The following is a 21,606-nucleotide window of genomic DNA, read 5'->3' on the forward strand; positions in this document are numbered from 1 at the left end:
CTTCGGAAGAAGGTGCTTTTTTTATATTTGTGATATGATAAACCTACACGTTTCAGATGAAATTTCAAGATTAAGGGCAGTCGTACTAGGAACTGCTTCTTCTAATGGACCTACTCCTAAGGTAGAAGAAACTTACGACCCTAAGTCTGCTGAACATATAAAAGCAGGAACATATCCTAAAGAAGCGGATATGATTCATGAAATGGAAGCTTTACATCAAGTATTTAAAAAATATGATGTAACCGTGTATCGACCAGAAAAAATTTCCGATTACAATCAAATATTTTCAAGAGATATTGCTTTTGTTATTGAGGATAAACTGATTATTGCTAATATTTTACCCGATAGAGATAAAGAAATTGATGCTATTGAATATGTATGGTCTCAAGTTGAAAAAAATAAACGTATTACTTTACCTGAAGAAGCTCATATTGAAGGTGGAGATGTGATGCCCTGGGGCGAATATATTTTTGTAGGGACTTTTAGAGGTGAAGATTATTCAGATTTTATAACAGCTCGAACAAATATGACCGCCGTAAAATGTTTGGAAGAATTGTTTCCAAATAAAAAAGTGGTTTCATTTAATTTGCGAAAATCCAATACCATAGCTAAAGATAATGCACTTCATCTTGATTGCTGTTTTCAACCCATAGGAAAAGGAAAATGTATAATTCATAAGGAAGGATTTTTAGAGGAAAAAGAATATGAATGGTTGGTTAATCTCTTCGGAAAAGAAAATTGTTTTCATATAAGTAAAGAAGAAATGTACCAAATGAATAGTAATATTTTTTCTATTTCTCCAGAAGTAATTATTTCAGAAAGAAACTTTACACGTCTTAATGCTTGGCTTCGTTCTGAAGGATTTACTGTAGAAGAAGTGCCCTATTCAGAAATAGCAAAGCAAGAAGGACTATTACGTTGCTCTACGATGCCATTAATAAGAGATTAATTATCTAAAAGTCTCCGGTGGTAATTAATTTGCCCTAAATGATAGGCCAAATGCGTAGTTAAATGCACCAAAAAATATTGTGTGCTCATGGGTGCTCCGAAAACATTCAAAGGATATTCATTGATTAAATCATCATTCTTTAGTTTTAGAAGAGCATATTTAACAAGCTCTTTTGTTATTTCAATTTCCTCTTTAAGTTTTGCTACGGGTACATTTTTTAATGAGAACTCTAGTTCACGTTGTCTAATATATCCACTATTCCCTAATTGAGCTCCTATAAAATGATTCAAATTACCAATGAGATGCAAGCATAAATTTCCAGCTGAATTCTTTAAGTCTTTATCTAACTTCCAAAGATTCTTCTCGTTTTTGTATAATTCTATTTCTTTAATTAGTTGATTTAAATCTCTTTCAAATATTTTTATTAAGTCTTTAGATAGCATAAAATTCTATTTATATTTTGATCGCCATTAAAGGTAAATAAAATGATTATTATCATCGACATATTTTAGTATAGGTAGTAATTAGATTATAGAACTTTTATACTTTTGTTTTACTTATTATAGTTACTATAAAAAGGTATAAGTTTAATTAACAAGGTGTCGTATTTAATACATATTTAGAATGCAACAAATAACAAATACTATTTTAATGATTCGTCCTGTTAAATTTAGGATGAATGAAGAAACAGCTGTAAATAATTATTTTCAAGAGGAAATGAGTATTAATAATAAAGAGATTAATACAAAAGCTCAAGCAGAATTTGATTCTTTTGTGGAAAAATTAAGGGCGGTTGGTGTTCAGGTTATTGTTGAAAACGATGTATTAGAACTTGATACCCCAGATTCAATTTTCCCAAATAATTGGGTGAGTTTTCATAAAAATGGTAGCGTTGTTTTATATCCAATGTTTGCTGAAAACAGAAGAAGAGAACGAAGAGAGGAAATCTTGATTCGTTTAGAAAAAGAAGGTTTTATTATTAAAGATATTGTTGATTATACTTCCGCTGAGCATGAAGAATTATATTTAGAAGGTACTGGTAGTTTATTATTAGATAGAGTAAGCCAAAAGGCTTATTGTGCGCTTTCAGATCGAGCACATGAAGATTTAATTATAGAATTTTGCGAAGATTTTGATTGCTCACCAGTTATTTTTAATGCATTTCAGACAAAAGATGGAAAAAGATTGCCTATTTATCATACCAATGTAATGATGGCTTTAGGTGAAAATATAGCAATAATATGTCTTGATTCAATCGATGATAAAAAAGAAAAAAAGTTTGTCATTAGTAATCTAAAGGAAGATAAAAAAGAAATCATTGCAATTTCAGAAGAACAAATGCATCAATTCGCAGGAAATATGCTTCAAGTTATTGGTGCCAATGGTACAAAATATATGGTCATGAGTAAAGCAGCACATGATTGTTTAACACAAGAACAAATCAATAAAATTGAAGCACATGCTCAAATTTTAAGTAGTGACTTACAAACTATTGAAACTTGTGGAGGTGGAAGTGCTCGTTGTATGATGGCAGAAGTATTTTTACCAAAAGACTAATACAATTATATTATACCTCATCGTTAATCAATTGTTGATTAACGGTGAGGTGTTTTTTTTATTTATTTTATTTTGTTATGATCAGTTTATGAGTTTGACTGCTATTGTTGTTATTTATAATAGCTATATAAAGGCCACTAGGGAGATTTAAATTTAACTCGTTTTTATTACTTAAAAGACTGTTTTGATAAACTAATTGTCCATTTAAATTAAATATTTTAAGGGATGTAGGTTCTGTATTACTTATTTGAATATTAAAAGTACCATTTGATGGGTTTGGATAGATCTTATGTGTTGTAAAATTATCCTCAACATTAGGAATGCTTAAAACTTCAGAGGTGTTCCAGTAAAAATTAGTTTTATCTACAAATCCTTGGATAATAATATCAGATTGTTCATCTCCGTTAAAATCATCTACTACGCAGGCAGCGATGTATTCTCCACCTAAAGTAATCGCAGGTTCAAATTCATTGTTACCAAGATTTTCATATACGATGTTGAAAATATTTGGCAATCCTCCGTCTTGAGAACCAACAATAACGATGTCTTGATCACCATCGTTATCGAGGTCTGCAATGGCGTTTGTACCAGCGAAGGTGTTTTGTAAGCCTGTTGTGGTTAGTTCAGTGAACTCTCCATCGCCATCATTAAGGTAGAGAATGGTCCTTACATCGAAAGCGTCAGTTAGTCCGGACATCAAAATATCAAGATCACCATCGTTATCAGTATCGGCAACATCAACATCATCTGCAGCAAGTTGTACAAAATTTGTGTTGGTATCCTCGGTGTAATTTCCTAGGCCATCATTCAAATATAGTCTTGTTAAAGCCGCATCATTTTCCTGAATTCCCGAAATTATGACGTCTGCATCGCCGTCATTTTCCACATCGATGAATGCTACTGCTGCGAATTTAACAGGAGTGAAAGCTGTACTGCCAGAAGGTGTAAAATTGGCATTTCCGTCATTTAAATAAGTATCAGCAACGAATTCATCGTTCTTATCACTGGTAGAGATTATAATGTCTAAGTCACCATCGCCATCTATGTCTTCAATCGCTGCACCAGGTCCTTGAAATTCTGGCAAGAGAGTATTGCTTAATTGAGTAAAGCTTCCGGTTCCATCATTTAAGTATATTCTTGTGAATATTCCAATCCCTCCTCCATCATTACTTCCGGAAATATATAGATCAAGGTCTCCATCACTATCTAAGTCTTTAAACTCTGTAACACTAGAAAAAACACGGTCTGGGATAGTGGTGTTGGTCACTTCTGTGAAATTTCCGTTTCCGTCATTTAGATAGAGAGCAGCTCCGAACACTGGGCCTTGTCCAGTCATGAGAAGATCTTGATCTCCATCATTATCAATGTCTCCGCTAGCAAAGGATCCTCCATAGACTTCTATTAAATCTGGCTGTGGATCTGCTAGTGTAAAGTTGATTTGGGCATTTACATTTTCTAGAAATAAGGTAAGTACTAACAGTGTAATGGTAATTCTTTTCATAGCAATTTTTTTATAATTTGATTCAAATATGAGAGAATTGACGAATATAGTCTTCACGCCTGAGTGTGAAAACACAGATAAACATGAAATTTTAATTCCCTCTAATACTACACGTAGCAACTTTCTGTCGGATTCATTTAATTTTATATTAATAGCCCGCAAGATTTAGTATATAAGCAATAGCGGATTAAAACATACTTAATAAATAAAAGAAACACTCTTAATCAAATACAAAACGGCTTGAGTAAACCCTCGAACCCAAACCGCTGTTGTTTTACTATCTAGTAAGCAGTCGTTATTCTTTTATAATCTTTGTATTTATGGTGTCATTATTTTGATTAGAAACTCTTAATATATAAGTTCCAGATGGGTAATTGGAAATATTTAAAGCGTAAATATTAGAATTTAAATCTGTTTCAAAAAGAAGACTACCGGTCATATTATAAAGTTCTATTTTTAAAAGCTGATCTTTATTTAAACTTATATTTATAAAATCATTTGAAGGGTTTGGATATAAACTTATGGTTGATGCTAAATCAATTGTAGGAATTGATAGAACAGTGGATAGGTCGAAAACCCTTACGTGACCTGAAAAGTTACCATTACCATCATTAGATTTGCCGCCAATAGCCACAATACTTCCATCAGCCGAAATATCTACCGAATAGCCTGATTCATCATAAGCAGCCTCTCCGTTAATATCTTCGCCCATTTGTGTCCAAACTCCACCTAAATTTTGAAAAATTCTAACATGGCCCGAATTATTGCCATTGCCATCATTCCATACACCGCCTATAGCAATAACGTTTCCGCTTGCGGACAGCGCTATCGACCAGCCAGAATAATCTTCACTCGCTTCCCCATTTATATCTTCACCTATTTGTGTCCAGACGCCTCCTATATTTTCAAAAATTCGTACCTGTCCCGAATCTTGTCCATTAGCATTGTCGCCCAATGCACTTATTGCCACTATATTTCCAACTTCAGACAATGCAACTCTAAAACCTGAACTCTCAAATTCCGTCTCACCATTAATATCTCCACCCAACTGTGTCCATGTCCCACCTATATTTTCATATATTTTAACCTCACCTGTATTTGTGCCATTCTCATCATTTTGCGAGGCTCCTATGGCTACTATATTTCCCTCCCCATTTAGTGCTACTGAATTACCTAGTTGCCCTTGTTCCTGGTCTCCTTCAATATCTTGACCTATTTGTATCCAAGCCCCACCTACATTTTCAAAAACTTTAACATATCCAGTATTCTCACTATTTCCATCGCCACGCGGCGCTCCTATAGCTATTATACTGCCATCGTTTGATAATGATATACTAGTAGCTGATAAATCTTGAAAATTTTCCCCTTCAATATCTTCACCTATTTGTGTCCACGTACCAGATATATTTTCATATATCTCCACTTGACCCCTCCAGGAATTATTCAAATCAGAACCAATGGCAACGATACTACCATCTGCAGATAGTGCCAATGACCATCCTGACCGATCGTCTGGGGCCTCTCCGGCAATATCTTCGCCTATTTTTGTCCACGTACCGTCTACATTTTCATATACTCTTACATGACCAGATCTATTACCGCCATCATCATTTTCAATAGCACCAATAGCTACGATGTTACCATTTGCGGAGGTAGCTACTGTATGACCCGAAAAGTCATCTGTATTTTCTCCATCTATGTCATTACCTATTTGTACTTGACTATAGCCTGTTAATCCCAATGTTAGTATTGCGATTGATAAAATAATTTTTTTCATAACATTTTTTTTATTAGCTGCAAAAATGAGAAAATTTACCAAAATAGAATTCACGCCTGAGTGTGAAAACCGATAAAAACAATGATAATTATGAAATTTAAGTAGCCGTACTTGAATTATTTGAAATTTTAATTCCTTCTAACAACAATGAAATCTTTTTGTATTTAGATTCTTTAATATTGAAATACTCATACATCCTGCGAAGCGAAGAACCAATTCCATCCACACTCATAAAAACTTTCTCAGCGATTTCTTTATTGGTAATTACGGGATTTTCTAATAAAAGATTGAGTACCTTCCAGTCGGTTTCATTTAATTTTCTGTTAATAGCATGCTCAATTTTTTCTTTATTCAATTCAAACTTATTAGAATCTACTATTAATCCCTTATTTGCATTGTTTTTAAGCTTCTCTATTTCATTTAATAGTAATTCTCGTTTTGCTTGGTTTTTTTTGATTTTAGATCTAAAATAGAATACGATACAAAAAATTAATAGGGAAGAAGTTATTAGTATAAAAAACGTTCTTTTAAGTTGTGAGACTTTGAGTGCTGCTTTTTCTTTTTCATTTTCAAGTTTATTTTCATAAACTTTAAGTTCAAAATCATTTTTCACCGCTTCACTTACTACAGCAAAATTATTTTTTTCTTGTTGAACACTATCCCTGTAAACAGTGTATTTTTCATACATATTAAGTGATAAATCAAACTTGCTTTGAGATTTGTAACACTTATATAGGAGCTCATATAAATCTCTGTTAAATTCTTTAAAGGTGTCTGAAGGAAGATTTACTAATATTGACTCCCCTCTCTTTAATGCTTCATCTACATCTGTTTCAAAATAAATTTTCGCAATAGTAATTTCAGCATTAATAATTCCACTTTTTATATCAAGTTCTTTATTTAGGGCTAGGTTTTTATTAGCATAGTCATTCGCTTTTTCCAGTTGATTTATTTTAAGGTGTATGCTAGCAAGCACAGCATAACAATCAGCAATAAAAAATTTTTCGTTTTTTACTTGAAGTATTTTTAGGCCTTTTTCATAATCGGTCTTAGCATCTAGGTAAAGTCCCTTTTCAAAATTAGTCCAGCCCATGTTAATAAATATGATAGCAGTACTTCTATCTTCAAATCCTCTTTTATTTAAAATAGAAAGCGCTTTTTCATAATATTCTAATGCTATATCATAATTGTTAATGGTTAGGAAAACACTCCCTAAGCTAGTTAACATATGGGCTTCTCCATCCGAGTTATTTAATTCTTGGTATAGCTTTAATGCCTTGGAAAAATGTTCTGTTGCTTGTTTATAATTTTGTCTGTAAACAAAAATATTTCCCATATTACCCATTATTTTAGCTTGTAAAATTGGATCATTTAGTCGTTTAGCTAAGTTTTCAGCTTCGGTGTAAGCTTCCATAGCAATATCATAGTTTCCTTTTAGTCTATGTATATTTCCCTTTCTTTTAGTTGCACGATACAGTTGTAACGTTGCGTTTTTTTCATTTGCTAATTCATAGTGATAATCAAGAGCTGCCAGTGTAGAATCTGGTTTTATTTGATTATTAATTTCGTAATATTCTTCTAAAGCATTGAATCTAATAGAGTCAGATTTTTTTTCATCTTTCCAGGTGTTTGTTAAAGAATCTCCATTAGTTTGAGAAGTGCCAATGTTAATAATAAATAACAATAGAAAAAATAAACCTTTTTTTAAGTTTTTGAATTTAGAACATTCCATTTTTTTGGGTGTAAAACTTATTAAAATTAAGGTAATTAAAGCATTTGTTTTATCAAAAACACAAAACTACTAAATATTGCAACTATTATAAGATTTAAAAAAGTAATTAATTATCTAACAGATTGTATATTGAGGATAAAACAAAACGATTTTCTGCTATCTTTGTTATCTTAAAATTAAAACATGTCGCTTCAAGAAACACTCGAATTACAAATTAAAAAGGCAGTAAATCAACTTTACCAAGCAGATTTAGAAACAGTAGAATTTCAAGCAACTAGGAAAGAGTTTGAAGGAGATATTACTATTGTTGTTTTTCCAATGTTACGCGTAGTAAAAGGAAATCCTGTACAAATTGGGGAAGCAATTGGTGCTTATTTAGTTGAGAATGTTGAAGAAGTTCTACGTTTTAATGTGGTGAAAGGTTTTTTAAACTTGGTTTTAAGTGACGCTTACTTTTTAAACTTTTTTAAAGGGGTCTCAGATTTTTCAGATTTTGGAAAAGCAGCGCATAAAGAAGGAGCTTTCATGGTGGAGTATTCATCACCAAACACAAACAAACCATTACATCTTGGACATGTTCGTAATGTATTATTAGGTTATTCTGTTGCTGAAATATTAAAAGCTTCAGGGAAAAATGTATATAAAACTCAAATCATAAATGATCGAGGAATCCATATTTGTAAGAGTATGCTGGCTTGGAAAAAATATGGAGATGGGGAAACGCCAGAATCAGTAGGATTAAAAGGTGATAAGTTGGTAGGTAACTACTATGTAAGGTTTGATCAAGAGTATAAAAAAGAAATAGCACAATTAATAGCAGAAGGATTATCTGAAGACGAAGCAAAAGTACAAGCTCCTTTATTACTTGAAGCGCAAGAAATGCTTCGTAAATGGGAAGCTGGAGATACAGAAGTTGTTGGGCTTTGGGAGAAAATGAACAGTTGGGTCTATAAAGGATTTGATGTTACTTATAAAGCCATTGGAGTTGATTTTGATAAATTGTATTATGAGAGTAATACCTATTTACTAGGAAAAGAAGTTATTAAAGAAGGACTTTCTAAAAATGTATTTTACAAAAAGGATGATGGTTCTATTTGGTGCGATTTAACGGAAGATGGTTTAGATGAAAAAATTGTACAACGTAGTGATGGTACTGCGGTATATATGACGCAAGATATTGGTACAGCGATTCAACGCTCTAAAGATTATCCTGATGTTGGAGGAATGATTTATACCGTTGGAAATGAACAAGAATATCACTTTCAGGTATTGTTTTTAATTCTGAAAAAATTAGGATTCGATTGGGCTCAAAACTTATTTCATTTAAGTTATGGGATGGTCGATTTACCTTCTGGTAAAATGAAAAGTAGAGAAGGAACTGTTGTGGATGCAGATGATTTAATAGCTGAAATGGCAAGTACAGCACGTAAAATAAGTGAAGAATTAGGTAAAATCGATAGTTTTTCAGAAGAAGAAATGACCGCACTTTATCATATGATAGGGTTAGGTGCTTTAAAGTATTACATCTTAAAAGTAGATCCAAAAAAACGAATCCTTTTCAACCCAGAAGAAAGTGTAGATTTTCAAGGTAATACAGGTCCATTCATTCAATATACCTATGCTAGAATTCAATCTATATTAAGAAAAGCTGGAAATACTACAGAATCTTCATATGAAGGGTTAGAGCTTCACGAAAAAGAAAAAGAACTATTAAAACAATTACAATTATTTCCGGAGATAATGCAACAGGCTGCAGCTAATTACAATCCAGCATTAATAGCAAATTACACCTATGAATTGGTGAAAGCGTTTAATTCATTTTATCAAAACGTTTCGATTGTAATGGGAGTTGATGATCCTAAGGTTAAAAGTTTTAGAATTAGTTTGTCTCGTTCAGTTGGGCAAGTTATAAAAACAGCTTTTTCGGTTCTTGGAATACAAGTTCCGGAACGTATGTAATTAATTGAATAGAAATTGTAGTGAAACATTAGGGCTAAAACCTAAGGATACTTCTTCTACCTGACTTATTCTGGTTTCACCAATATCATTACTATTAAGAGCATGCCGAATATTAATAGAGTTTGTTCGATCTAAAACATTTAGTAAAGCTGCATTTAATTTTAAATCAATTTTACTAGAAAGACTCCATAGATATTCTGCTGAAATATTGATGCGAAAATAATCGGGTAAATTATCACTATTTGGTTCATTATAATTAATGCTATTTTCTCCGTTTATATTTATAATTTCATTGTCCTCATTAGGCGTAGTAAATGGTTTGCCATGATGCCAGTTAATCCCTAAAGCAACTTTAAACCTATTTATTTGATAAGAACTAGCTAGCGTCGCTGAATGCTTTATATCTAGATTGTTTGGAAATTTTGAAGGAGTTAACTCAGCAAAATCATAATCGTTTTTTAAATAGGTGTAACTGAACCATGTGCTCAATGATTCACTTTTCTTGTTTAGTACAAATTCAACTCCTTTAACACTATAATTTCCAATAGATTTTTCAAATTGAAACTGATTTTGAAACCCTTGATTTGAAGTGGTAATCCCTTTTACTTTTTTTAAAAACCCTTCTAAATTAATGAGCCAATTATTTTTATTGTAAACAAACCCAAGCGAAGCTTGCTTGCTTCTAATGATAGGTATATCCTTATTGTTTGAAAGTGTCCATCGACGTTTAACTACGCCTAAAAAATCACTTTGAAAATCAATTCTTTGGGTAGTTGTTTGACTTTTAAATTCTCCTAAGGTCTCAACAGCAAAACCATTGCCAAGTTTTTGATGAATGCTTAGCCTAGGTTCTGGGATTATTTTATCAAAACTTGAATAATAATTAATACGTAAGCCGGCATTAATGATGGTATTGTCTGAAAAGGGTTTATAGGTTGAATTACCATATAAAACATGGGTTTGTAATACTTCTTTTTCTCTACTAGAAAAACCTGGAATATTTATGTCTTGTGTGTTTTCAATTCCAACTTCAGATAAATGATACCCAGTTTGTAAATTAAATTTATCAGAAAAAGCGATACTGGCATCTAATTTAATACCCGTTTCTAACACTTTGTTTTCTTGCATTTGTGTTTGTTCCGTAAAGATATCTTGGTTTAGAGAGTTTAATAAATAATATGAGCTATACCCTAATAAGTTTGTAGTGATTTTATCGGTCCATAAATGTTCCCAAGAAACACCACTTGCGATACTTTGCTGATTTAAATTACTAGTTTTGGATTGTGATGTTTCATTAAGGGTCTCTATAAAATCTAATGAATTGTCAATGTTTAGAAAATTCACCCTTACTTTATCTTTTTCTGAAAAATCCCATAAAACCTTAGCGCTCAAATCGTAAAAACTAAAATCTTCATCAGCAGAAACAGACAAGGTAGATGCTTCGTTTAATAAACTTAAAATTTCTGTATCCTGAAAAATTTTGTTGGAGTAAGAGTTATATACTCCAGTTTCTATAATGTTATTAATAGAGCTTCTTCCTGAGACTTGAAGTCCAAGATTTTTAGTTACAGGAATACTTAAAAATGCACTTGCATTTATTAAATTAACGCCAATTCCACCTTTAATTTCATTCGCTATTGTATTGTCAGATTTCATATCAACTATTCCAGAAACACTTTCTCCAAAACGAGCATGGGTACCATTTTTATATACCCTTACATCTTTAGTTAGATCGGGATTAAAAGCAGAAATTAATCCAAAAAAATGTCCATTTTGATACATTTTGATACCGTCCCATAAAATAAGATTTTCATCTTGTGTCCCTCCACGAATGTTTATGTTTGAGATAGATTCATCAATACTTTCAATACCAGGTAAAGCTTGAATAATTTGAAAAACATCATTTTCAGTTTGCCCCGGAACTAAGCCTATATTATTTGTGTTTAATTTGAATGAACCATCCAAGTTTTTTTGAATCCCTTTAGTGAAAAATAGTTTAATGAATACTTGCTCTAAGAGTGATGCTTCTTCAAAAATGAAAATTGGTACACAATCGTTCTTAAATTCTTTGCTATTTATAATAACATCTTGATATCCTAAAAAACTAATTATAATTAATCCTGAATATTGATTTGAAGGAAAATAAAATAGGCCTTCTTTATTTGTAAAGGTAGTTTTGGAAGAATTTGAAAAGGTAACTTCGGCAGCTTCAAGAGCTAAATTTGTATTTGAATCGAATATTTTCCCACATTTTAGTACTGTATTTTTTTTGTTTTGAACGGTGATATATCGTTTGTTTATTTTTATATAATTGAAAGATGTTTTATTGCTTAAATACTTTAAACTTTCTTCTAATTTAAAATTTTCATTAGGAGTAAGAATATGGATATCATCAATTTCATTAGTTGCATATGAAAAACGTATATCGTGTTTTTTTTCTAAATGCTTAAGAATTGATATAAGTGATTTTTTTTCAGAAGTACTTTGACCAAGGATAGTTGGACAAGAGAATATAAGTAGAAAGAATAATAATAAACTATTACTTACTGCCTTTTGCATAGAGAATTACATCTTCTTTTCCATTAATTGTAAAAGCAAGATTCAATGGATCACAAATTGATTTCAATGCTAAATTGAGATTGTTATGTGTTAAAGTTCCTGAAAAACGCTTATTGATATTAATGTTCTTAGTGGTTATTTTTACTGGATATTGGCTTTCAATTTCCTTTAAAACTAAAGCTAAGGTAACGTTTTCAAAATTACTTTCATTCGTTGTCCAAGCTGGAGAATCGCTATTAATATTTGAATGTGAAATAAATTGACCCTCTTCAACTTTAAGTTGATGACCAGCAGGTAATTCTATAATAGTATCATTATAAGATACACTTACAAGGCCTTCAAAACAATTAATATAAAATGAATTTTCACGATTGTAAACATTAAACTGTGTTCCTAATACTTCAACAACACCATTGTTAGTATTTACACTAAATTTGCTTCCTTTTGAAACTTTAAAATAAGCTTCTCCTTTTAAACTTAGTACTCTATAATTACTCCAATTCTTTTCATTAAAGTTAATTTCAGAATTAGCATTTAATACAACCTCTGAGTGGTCAGGCAGAAAAAATGTTTCTTTTTCAGCAACTTGAGTTTCAAAGGTAGTACCTAACGAATCTACATATAAATAACTTGCAAAAACAACCGCAAAGACTGCAGCTATTTTTAAGAAATTAGCGTATGGATTTAGTTTAACAACTTTTACTTCTTTTTCATTCTTAAGTCTATTTGAAATTGCTTCAAAATTAGACTCTGAATCAAAATCTGGAGTAGTAAATTGAGTCGTTACTTCGGCAATTTTCATATACGAAGTATAGGCTGGAGAAGCTTTAAGCTCTTCTAGCTCTTTAATTGAAATATCATTATTTAGCCATTTAGCTAATAGAATATCTTTGTTCATTACTTTTTATTCAACAGTTATATAACAGATAACTTAGTTTTTACCCTACTATAATTTAAATATTTTCTATATTTTTTCTTAATGAAGCTAAAGCTTTACCAATACGCTTTTCTACCGCTTTTACTGAAATGTTTAAAATCACAGCAATTTCTTTGTACTTTTTACCATCAATTCTATTCATTAAAAAGGCAGTGCGTTGCGATTCAGTTAAATCAGCGATAGCTCTTTGTAATTTTTCACTGAATTCTTTTTCTTCCAATAAAAATTGCGGTGTTTCTTTATTTGTATTCGATGTAGTTTGATTTTGATGTTTTAATACAACTTTCGAATGAGCTATTTCATTTAAAAAAGCATTATTGGCTACGGTATATAAATAAGATTTAGCTTTTTCAGGTGAAACTTTAGCACAATTCTGAAATAATTTAATGAAAGCATCTTGGACTAGATCATCAGCCTGAGCAGAATTACCACATTTAAAATATATAAACCTCCATATAGCAGAAGCATATTCATTATACATTTTATTATAAACGCTTTCTTCACAAACGTTATCAGGTTGGTGCATGATTAATAATTAGTATTCAAAGATATTTAAAAAATAAAGATATTTAGAGGGTAGGGTTTTTTTTATTTAAACTGTTTTACTATCAAAATCAGGTATTACTAATATGAAATTACAAAAACAATTATTTTTCTCTTTAATCCTAGCAATAGGATTGCTTTTAACTTCCTGTCAGAAGGAAAGTTTAGAAGTTATTGAAATAATTCCTGAAAACACACATCAGTTAAATTCTCAACTTGTTCTTTTAATAAGTTCAATTGTAATGAATGATGGTAGTGTTGATAATTTTATTGATGGTTACGATTGTTTCTCAATTGCTTTCCCTTTTGAAATATATGTTGATTCTATACATCTCAATGTTTTAAGTCAAGCAGATTATGTTGAAGTAGCTAATTTAATTGAAGAAACAGATGCTAATTTTGGTGATATTGAAATTATTTTTCCTATCACAATTATTCATTCAGATTATTCAGAGTTATATGTAAATAATGCGCAAGAGTTGGATGCAAATATTTTGGGTTGTAATGATATTAATATTGGAATTGATTGTATTGACCTAAATTATCCATTGACTTTATTTGTTTACGACAGTATTACTGAAATATCGAATAGTTATAACATAAATAATGATAATGAATTTTATTTTTATTTATCGAATATGAATGAAGAAGATTATATTTCTATACAATTCCCAGTATCAGTAACCACTCAATCTAATGAAGTTGTAAATGTTGTAGATGGTATTATGTTGCAATCATTAATTAACGATTGTGTTGAGCAAGAAGTAGACCCCATTACATTAACAAATTATCTTGTGGATGATGTTTGGTATGTTAGTTTTAATTTCCAAGAAATTAATAGCACACAAAATTTTTGTGAGTACTATATAGATTTTAATGTAGACGGTTCAATGATTGCAACAAATGGAAATGTGTCAATCAATGGAACTTGGAAAATAGGGTATGAAGATGACGCTATTTATGTAGAATTTGTTTTTGATAATGAAGCTCCATTTAATAATATTAATGATAAATGGTTTGTGAATAGTGCAAGCTCAGAAACTTTAGGTTTAGAAAAGCCTGGAAGTTTAGGAGATATTGATTTATTAACGATTGATCACATCCCTACAGGATGTTAAATAATAAAAACCCCAAGGAATAAAGTATACTTATCTATGAAAAAGAAAGTTGTTTGTGATTGATTTTGGTGGTAAGTTTTGTAATGGATGGTTATGAAATTACAAAACTACCGCCGCCAAAATTTCCTTGGGTATTATATAATATGTTCATTTATTTATTGAAAGAATACTGGTGTTAGTAATATGGTAATAATTCATTTTATGAAATTTAAAAATTAATGTTTTGGTTAATATTTTCTTTAAAACATCAGTTTAATGCACTTATAAAATATTTAATCTATGAAAAAGAAATTAAATTGTAAGTGAATTTGGTGAGTAGTTGGTTTAATAGTTCTCTATTAAACCAACAACACCAAATATTTTTAAACTTTTTTTGCTCCCATTAAAGCCATTTCGATTTCGTTTTGGCTTTTATTTTTTTAAAGCTCCTTTTAATAATTTTTCAAGTTTTGTTCGGTTCTCTGATCTCCTTAAAATAATACTTCTTTTGTTATCGTATTCATCTTTAGAATAGAGGTTAATATTTCTCTCCTTATATCTTTATTGCTTTTATTTGAAAGAAATTGCTCTGCTAATTCAACGATAGCGTCATAGTTTTCTTCAGAAAGAGACGCCTTTTTCTTCTCCACCATCATAGACACCAGAGGAGCTTTCAGAAGCTTTTACTGGATGGTAATCAATATTTATAATACTGATTATTATTTTGATCAACGTAAGTGTAATTCATTTTTGTTTTTTAATTGAGTGAAAGGAATCATATAAGTAAATATGGCGAAAACTATTCTTAGGGTGTTATTTTTTAATCATCTTGTTATATAATTTATTTCCATCTTTTTCATATTTATCTCCAGGAGTCCAAAATGGAGTAATTGGGTTGTTAGCTATGTTTCTTCCAGCTAAAACATAAGCACTGAAAAATTTCACTAAATAATCATAATCTAAATTATCTGCTTCATCGCCTGGACGGTGGTAATATTTTGTAACATCACCATTAAAAGCTGAAAAACCTAAAGAAAAAGTAGGGGAAGGAATTCCTTTTTTAGCAAAATGCACATTATCACTTCTGTCAAATAACCCCTGTTCTGGAGCTGGATCATCTATAGCTGTAAGTCCAAATACCTTTGATGCACTTTTAATGTCTTCTGCTGCTGTTGTTCTTTCTAAACCAATGATAGTTGTTAAAGTAATATCATTGTAGCCTCCATTATCACTATTAAAACAATACACCATTTGATTAAGAGGTAACACTGGATTTGCAACATAGAATTCACTACCTAATAACCCTTTTTCTTCCCCTGTAAATAATATAAATAATGCCGATCGCTTCGTGGGGTATTTAGCTAAATTTTCAGCCATACTTAATACAGTAGTTGTTCCTATGGCATTATCTCTTGCGCCATTATAAATTGTATCGCCAGTTTCATCAGGAGCACCAATACCAACATGGTCATAATGTGCAGAGTAAATAATGAATTCCTTTTTAAGTTGAGGGTCAGTGCCTTCAACAATTCCTATAACGTTTTGAGACATCACAATTTCTTCTTTCTTTTCGCTAATAGAAACTTTAGAGCTTATACTTTTTGAGGCACTTAGAGCATCGATCATTTTGTTGTCTTTATCTAAAATCCATACATGAGCCGTTTGCTCATCATAGCTTTTGTCGTTTTCATCTTCTTCGTTTTCAGCAGGCATTAATTTTGAGCCGTTAAAATTATGATCAATAAAACCCCAAATACTCTCATCTACATTTAAGAGTTCTAAAATAGCTGTAACCCCATTTGCTTGAGCTAATTCTTGCTTTTTTCCACGTAAGCCAAAAGCAGCTCTTGTATCTTTTGCTTCAGGACTACCCGATTTAATGATAATGATTTTTCCTTTGAGGTCTTTTCCTTTATAATCGTCTTCAAGGCCATAATTTAAATATACAGCATCACTATCTATATTTGCTGGAGATGGGGACACAAAAGCATAGTCATTGATTTCTTGACCATTAATTTCTATATTGACTTCAGCTGGAGGAGATACGCGTTTCAGTTTTACCTCTTGGTAATAGGTTCCTGTTTTAGGGTTAGGTTTAACACCATATCTTCTGAAAGAATTAGCTAAATAAGATGCTGCAATTTTATTTTCTTGCGTACCAGTTTCTCTTCCTTTTAAAAGGTCATCTGCTAAAAAGTAAATATGCCCTTCAATATTTCCTTTAGTTATTGTTCCTTGAACCTTTTCTTTTTCAGTTTGAGAAATTGAAATTGTAAAAGACAAAAGAGCAACGATAATAATATAGGTGTTTTTCATAAAAATATATAATTAAAATGCTAAAGATAAGTATTGACGGAAAACACAATATTAATCGTGTTTAATACTTTTCTTTAGCATTAATTGATAGTAAATAAAATTAATTTTCTGGAATGTACGATAAGTCCATTCTCAAATATCCTGTTAAGGTTTCTACTTTAGTAATAAGACCTAAAAGTTCATTGTATATAACATTACGTTCTTCGCCAAGTAACTCTTTGTTTTCTTTCCGAGTTCGTTCATAAGCTTCTGGGCTTTCAGCAGTAATTTCTACTAATACAAAATCACCTGAAGATCCAAATCCGCTTCGGTAAAGATTATATTGTTCTTTAGAGTTCTTTTTGCTGTAAAGCTCTTTAAAAGATTTAGCTATACTTATTACTTTATCGAAGTTTTGAGGCGTAACATACCAAAACTCAAGTTTTCTGAAGTCTTGACCTTTAGAAGTTCCTTGTGGCATGTACGATAATTCATTGTCTAAATGAATTATATAATCGCTATGGGTATCATAACAATTATCAAACCCTTCAAATAGTTTATTAAATTCATCATTTCCCATTTTCTGTCTTAAATCGAAGAATCTGTTTTTATCTAAATCTGCCATGTTTTTAATAGGAGAAATATGAAAATATTTAAGGTCATCTGTTGAAATGGTAAACCAACTAGCATCTTTAATATTATACTTTTTACAGTTTACAGCTAAATCGGTGCAATACCCTTCATAATCTGCTGCCATAGGCGGAAATATTGGATCCTCATGTACCCAAAAAGCTTGTGATTTACTTGCTTCTTGTGCGATCATTTGATTGAATGAAAAAAATAATATTCCTATAAAAATTAAGATAATTTTTAGCTTCTTCATAATAGGTTGGTTTAAATTAAAATTATGATTTATAAAACAGTATAAATCATGAAAACAGTTGTTGACTTCGTCTTAAAGATAAGAAATTATTTGCAATTCATTAGAAGGCATTCCCTAAGTAAATTAGTTTTACCTTTACGCTTTTAAAATAAATGGCATTTAAATTAAGAGTCATTTCAAAAATTATATATGTCATTTAAATCATTAGGTCTTTCAGAATTACTTCTAAAGGCTCTTCAAAAAAAAGGGTACGAAACACCTACTCCAATACAAGAAAAAGCAATTCCAAAAATACTAGAGAAAAAAGATATTTTGGCTTCAGCACAAACAGGTACTGGAAAAACCGCTGGTTTTACATTGCCTATGCTGCAATTGTTATCAATGGGTCAACAATATAGAAAAAGACCTGTTAGGTGTTTAATTTTAACTCCTACACGTGAGTTAGCTGCGCAAGTGTATGAGGATGTGAAAACTTATAGTGAGTTTGTTGATATTCGTTCTACAGTAATTTTTGGTGGAGTGAATGCTAAGCCTCAAATTAGAACGCTACGCCAAGGAGTAGATGTACTTGTAGCTACCCCTGGGAGGTTGTTAGATTTACACAATCAGAATGAATTATCTCTTTCAAAAGTTGAAATATTAGTTTTAGATGAAGCTGATAGAATGTTGGACATGGGGTTTTTAAGAGATATTAGAAAAATTCTTTCATTATTGCCTACTAGGCGTCAAAACTTATTGTTTTCTGCAACTTTTTCAAAAGAGATAAAAAACTTAGCAGGGTCATTTTTACACAACCCAGTTCTAGTTGAAGCAACTCCCGAAAACACAACTGCAGAGAAAGTAAATCAAATAGTATATCGATTAGATAAAGGAAAAAAAACAAGTTTAGTTATAAAGCTAATTACAGAAGGAAATTGGAGTCAAGTTCTAATTTTTACAAGAACGAAGCATGGAGCTAATAGATTAAGTCAGAAATTAGACCAAGCAAATATTAGTTCTGCTGCAATACATGGTAATAAAAGTCAGGGGGCTAGAACAAAAGCATTAGCTGGTTTCAAAGCTGGTAATATACGTGTGCTCGTTGCTACAGATATTGCAGCACGTGGTTTAGATATCCCTTTATTGCCTCATGTAGTCAATTATGAATTACCTAATATTCCAGAAGATTATGTGCATAGAATTGGAAGAACAGGTAGAGCAGGAGCGAGTGGAGAAGCCATTTCTTTAGTAAGTGTAGATGAGAATGAATATGTAAGAGCTATTGAGAAGTTATTAAATCAGAAATTACAAAGTGAAATTTTAGAAGGGTTTGAACCTACAGAAACCTTAAAAGAGGTTTTAGATAAAAAAGAAGAAAATAAAGCAAATCAAAATAGAGGAAGATCACAAAGAAAACCAAACACTGGAAGAAACAATAAATCTGGAGGGAACAATAGAAGAGGTGGTAGGAGATAATTTTAAGATGTTGTATTCTATCAAATTATTCTAATATAAATTATTTCAAAAAAAATCACCCCTTTAAATTAGTTGTTTTTTTAACAACAGTTCCTCGTTCCCCAATTCTTATAGTGTAGAGAATAACATTTGCAATAAACCCAGGATTTGTGATGATATTTGCTTTATCGGCAACATCTTGATCTCTTTTAGAAATTAGATGTTCTAGTTCAGAAGAGGGTTGATTTGCAAGTGTTGTAGCAAATTTCCAAGCACCATCTCTAGCTAATTCCATGCTGAAATCAACTAAAAAATCATCAACTTTTTTAGTTTTCTGAAGAATATACTTTAAGGTAGGCCATATTTTGGCCAAATCGTTTTGCACTTCATTGACTAAAGAGGATAAAATTTCATTGATTTTATTAAAATCATTTTTTAAATCTTCAATGGGATGATTTTTTGATACTTCAGCAGCAGCGATTCCTAAGTCGAGGTTAATGTGGGCATTCATTCCTATTAATAAATGCTGTAATACAATGGGCCAATAATCTGAGTTGATGCTAAAAGCTTTTTCCCAAGAAGCACTTACTTTTATTTGTTCTTGATATTTGTAGTAGGCTTCTAAATATCGTTTAGCAAAAATGACATCGAGCTCTTCCATTCTTTCGTTATTATCAAAAAAATGATTTTCTACACCCTCCTTCACTTTCATAGTTACTTTTTGATATAACACTGCGAAATATCCAAAGGTTGAATTATTAAGTTCAGAGTATTCTATAATGTCATCTAAACGATCGATGATTTGTTCTATGGTTGTAACATTAGTTAAACTCATTGTTTTTCTCTTAACGTTGAAGTTTAATAAATTACAAAATAATAAGAATATATGTTCTAAGTATATTCACGTAATATCATGTCGATTATTTTATAACATTTATGATAATCTTTCATAGAAACCCTCTTTGTAACTATCTTGGCAATTGTTATATTTGCAGCTTGCATTTCCTATAAGAAATCTTTAAAAAATAGATTAAAAATTATGTTCAATAATTTAAGTGAAAAATTAGATAAAGCCTTACATGTATTAAAAGGGCATGGTAGTATTACAGAAGTTAATGTTGCTGAAACTCTTAAGGAAGTTCGTAGAGCTCTATTAGATGCCGATGTTAACTTTAAAATTGCTAAAGAATTTTCAGATAGAGTAAAAACAAAAGCTTTAGGGCAAAATGTTCTTACTTCTTTACAGCCAGGCCAATTAATGGTTAAATTGGTAAAAGACGAATTAACTGAGTTAATGGGAGGAGAAACTGAAGGGATAAACCTTGGAGGCTCTCCAACTGTGATTTTAATGTCTGGTTTACAGGGTTCTGGTAAAACGACATTTTCTGGAAAACTTGCTAATTTTTTAAAAACTAAAAAATCTAAAAAACCTCTTTTAGTAGCTTGTGATGTTTATCGTCCTGCAGCTATTAATCAATTGCATGTTGTTGGAGATCAAATTGGAGTTGAAGTATTTAGTGATGAAGAAAATAAAAACCCAGTTGAGATTGCACAGAATGCAGTTACATATGCAAAAGAGAATGGGCATAATGTAGTAATTGTTGATACAGCTGGACGTTTGGCTGTTGATGAAGCGATGATGACAGAAATTGAAAATATTCACAAGGCAGTGAATCCACATGAAACATTATTTGTGGTAGATTCAATGACAGGTCAAGATGCTGTAAATACAGCAAAAACATTTAATGACCGCCTTAATTTTGATGGAGTTGTTTTAACAAAATTAGATGGTGATACACGTGGTGGTGCAGCAATCTCAATTAAAAGTGTTGTAAATAAACCTATTAAATTTATTGGTACAGGAGAGAAAATGGAAGCGATTGATGTATTTCATCCTTCTCGTATGGCCGATAGAATTTTAGGAATGGGAGATGTGGTTTCTTTAGTTGAAAGAGCGCAAGAACAATTTGATGAAGAAGAAGCTAGAAGACTTCAGAAGAAAATTGCAAAAAATCAGTTCGGATTCGATGATTTCTTGAAGCAAATTCAGCAAGTAAAGAAGATGGGTAATATGAAAGACCTTATCGGAATGATTCCTGGTGCTGGAAAAGCAATGAAAGGTGTTGATATTGATGATGATGCCTTTAAAGGTATTGAGGCAATTATTCATTCTATGACTCCTGAAGAAAGAACAAAGCCCGAATTAATTAATGCAAGTCGAAAGAAAAGAATTGGTAAAGGAAGTGGTTCTTCAGTACAAGAAGTAAATCAGTTACTGAAGCAATTCAATCAAATGAGTAAAATGATGAAAATGATGCAAGGTGGTGGTGGTCGAAAGATGATGCAAGCAATGAATAAAATAAAATAACTAAGGACTTAAAAA

The 21,606-nt window shown here is 31.2% G+C and carries 16 protein-coding genes; 6 read left to right on the forward strand and 10 right to left on the reverse strand.

Translation table 11 applies throughout. The annotated features are described in order from the left end of the window. Positions 1-34: 34 nt before the first annotated feature. Positions 35-949, forward strand: coding sequence for a dimethylarginine dimethylaminohydrolase family protein (locus tag ABXT64_RS08540; protein WP_443632509.1), 915 nt, complete (start codon positions 35-37; stop codon positions 947-949). Here the strand turns inward: ABXT64_RS08540 and ABXT64_RS08545 are convergent. Further along, the gene (locus ABXT64_RS08545; protein WP_443632510.1) at positions 946-1,392 is read right to left on the reverse strand and encodes a DinB superfamily protein; all 447 of its coding nucleotides are present in this window, start codon (positions 1,390-1,392) and stop codon (positions 946-948) included. The two genes, ABXT64_RS08540 and ABXT64_RS08545, sit on opposite strands and share 4 nt — an antisense overlap. A gap of 181 nt (positions 1,393-1,573) precedes the next feature. On the opposite strand from ABXT64_RS08545, the gene ctlX reads away from it, so the two are divergent. After that, complete coding sequence (gene ctlX, locus ABXT64_RS08550; protein WP_443632511.1) at positions 1,574-2,506, forward strand: citrulline utilization hydrolase CtlX; 933 nt, start codon at positions 1,574-1,576, stop codon at positions 2,504-2,506. A gap of 67 nt (positions 2,507-2,573) precedes the next feature. Here ctlX and ABXT64_RS08555 read toward each other — a convergent pair whose 3' ends face one another. The 3 genes from ABXT64_RS08555 to ABXT64_RS08565 form a co-directional block, all read right to left on the reverse strand. Then, the gene (locus ABXT64_RS08555; protein ID WP_443632512.1) at positions 2,574-4,007 is read right to left on the reverse strand and encodes a T9SS type A sorting domain-containing protein; all 1,434 of its coding nucleotides are present in this window, start codon (positions 4,005-4,007) and stop codon (positions 2,574-2,576) included. A 295-nt stretch (positions 4,008-4,302) separates the two neighbouring features. Beyond that, positions 4,303-5,784, reverse strand: coding sequence for a T9SS type A sorting domain-containing protein (locus ABXT64_RS08560; RefSeq protein ID WP_443632513.1), 1,482 nt, complete (start codon positions 5,782-5,784; stop codon positions 4,303-4,305). A 97-nt stretch (positions 5,785-5,881) separates the two neighbouring features. Further along, the gene (locus tag ABXT64_RS08565; RefSeq protein WP_443632514.1) at positions 5,882-7,516 is read right to left on the reverse strand and encodes a tetratricopeptide repeat protein; all 1,635 of its coding nucleotides are present in this window, start codon (positions 7,514-7,516) and stop codon (positions 5,882-5,884) included. A gap of 183 nt (positions 7,517-7,699) precedes the next feature. Between ABXT64_RS08565 and argS the strand changes: the two genes are divergently transcribed. Next, positions 7,700-9,475, forward strand: coding sequence for an arginine--tRNA ligase (gene argS, locus ABXT64_RS08570; RefSeq protein WP_443632515.1), 1,776 nt, complete (start codon positions 7,700-7,702; stop codon positions 9,473-9,475). On the opposite strand, the gene ABXT64_RS08575 is transcribed toward argS, so the two are convergent. The 3 genes from ABXT64_RS08575 to ABXT64_RS08585 are packed head-to-tail and all read right to left on the reverse strand — an operon-like array spanning position 9,476 to position 13,497. Then, positions 9,476-12,034: a TonB-dependent receptor gene (locus ABXT64_RS08575; RefSeq protein WP_443632516.1), complete on the reverse strand. Its 2,559-nt coding sequence runs from the start codon at positions 12,032-12,034 to the stop codon at positions 9,476-9,478. Then, positions 12,015-12,932, reverse strand: a complete 918-nt coding sequence (locus ABXT64_RS08580) for a FecR family protein (RefSeq protein ID WP_443632517.1) — start codon at positions 12,930-12,932, stop codon at positions 12,015-12,017. Before ABXT64_RS08580 ends, ABXT64_RS08575 begins: the two co-directional genes overlap by 20 nt. A gap of 55 nt (positions 12,933-12,987) precedes the next feature. Further along, positions 12,988-13,497, reverse strand: coding sequence for an RNA polymerase sigma factor (locus ABXT64_RS08585; RefSeq protein ID WP_443632518.1), 510 nt, complete (start codon positions 13,495-13,497; stop codon positions 12,988-12,990). A 103-nt stretch (positions 13,498-13,600) separates the two neighbouring features. Between ABXT64_RS08585 and ABXT64_RS08590 the strand changes: the two genes are divergently transcribed. Continuing rightward, the gene (locus ABXT64_RS08590; protein ID WP_443632519.1) at positions 13,601-14,632 is read left to right on the forward strand and encodes a hypothetical protein; all 1,032 of its coding nucleotides are present in this window, start codon (positions 13,601-13,603) and stop codon (positions 14,630-14,632) included. Between the two features lie 792 nt (positions 14,633-15,424). Here ABXT64_RS08590 and ABXT64_RS08595 read toward each other — a convergent pair. Together ABXT64_RS08595 and ABXT64_RS08600 are read right to left on the reverse strand one after the other, a co-directional pair. Continuing rightward, positions 15,425-16,927, reverse strand: a complete 1,503-nt coding sequence (locus ABXT64_RS08595) for a M28 family peptidase (RefSeq protein WP_443632520.1) — start codon at positions 16,925-16,927, stop codon at positions 15,425-15,427. 100 nt (positions 16,928-17,027) lie between these two features. Next, positions 17,028-17,789, reverse strand: a complete 762-nt coding sequence (locus ABXT64_RS08600; protein ID WP_443632521.1) for a hypothetical protein — start codon at positions 17,787-17,789, stop codon at positions 17,028-17,030. Between the two features lie 189 nt (positions 17,790-17,978). Between ABXT64_RS08600 and ABXT64_RS08605 the strand changes: the two genes are divergently transcribed. After that, positions 17,979-19,244 (forward strand): DEAD/DEAH box helicase, encoded by a 1,266-nt coding sequence (locus ABXT64_RS08605; protein ID WP_443632522.1) that lies wholly within the window; start codon positions 17,979-17,981, stop codon positions 19,242-19,244. 55 nt (positions 19,245-19,299) lie between these two features. Here ABXT64_RS08605 and ABXT64_RS08610 read toward each other — a convergent pair whose 3' ends face one another. Next, positions 19,300-20,058, reverse strand: coding sequence for a DUF5995 family protein (locus ABXT64_RS08610; RefSeq protein ID WP_443632523.1), 759 nt, complete (start codon positions 20,056-20,058; stop codon positions 19,300-19,302). Between the two features lie 204 nt (positions 20,059-20,262). Between ABXT64_RS08610 and ffh the strand changes: the two genes are divergently transcribed. Continuing rightward, complete coding sequence (gene ffh / locus ABXT64_RS08615; protein WP_443632524.1) at positions 20,263-21,591, forward strand: signal recognition particle protein; 1,329 nt, start codon at positions 20,263-20,265, stop codon at positions 21,589-21,591. Positions 21,592-21,606 lie beyond the last annotated feature (15 nt).

The organism is Candidatus Marifrigoribacter sp. Uisw_064, assembly GCF_047730175.1.
GTDB lineage: Bacteria > Bacteroidota > Bacteroidia > Flavobacteriales > Flavobacteriaceae > Marifrigoribacter.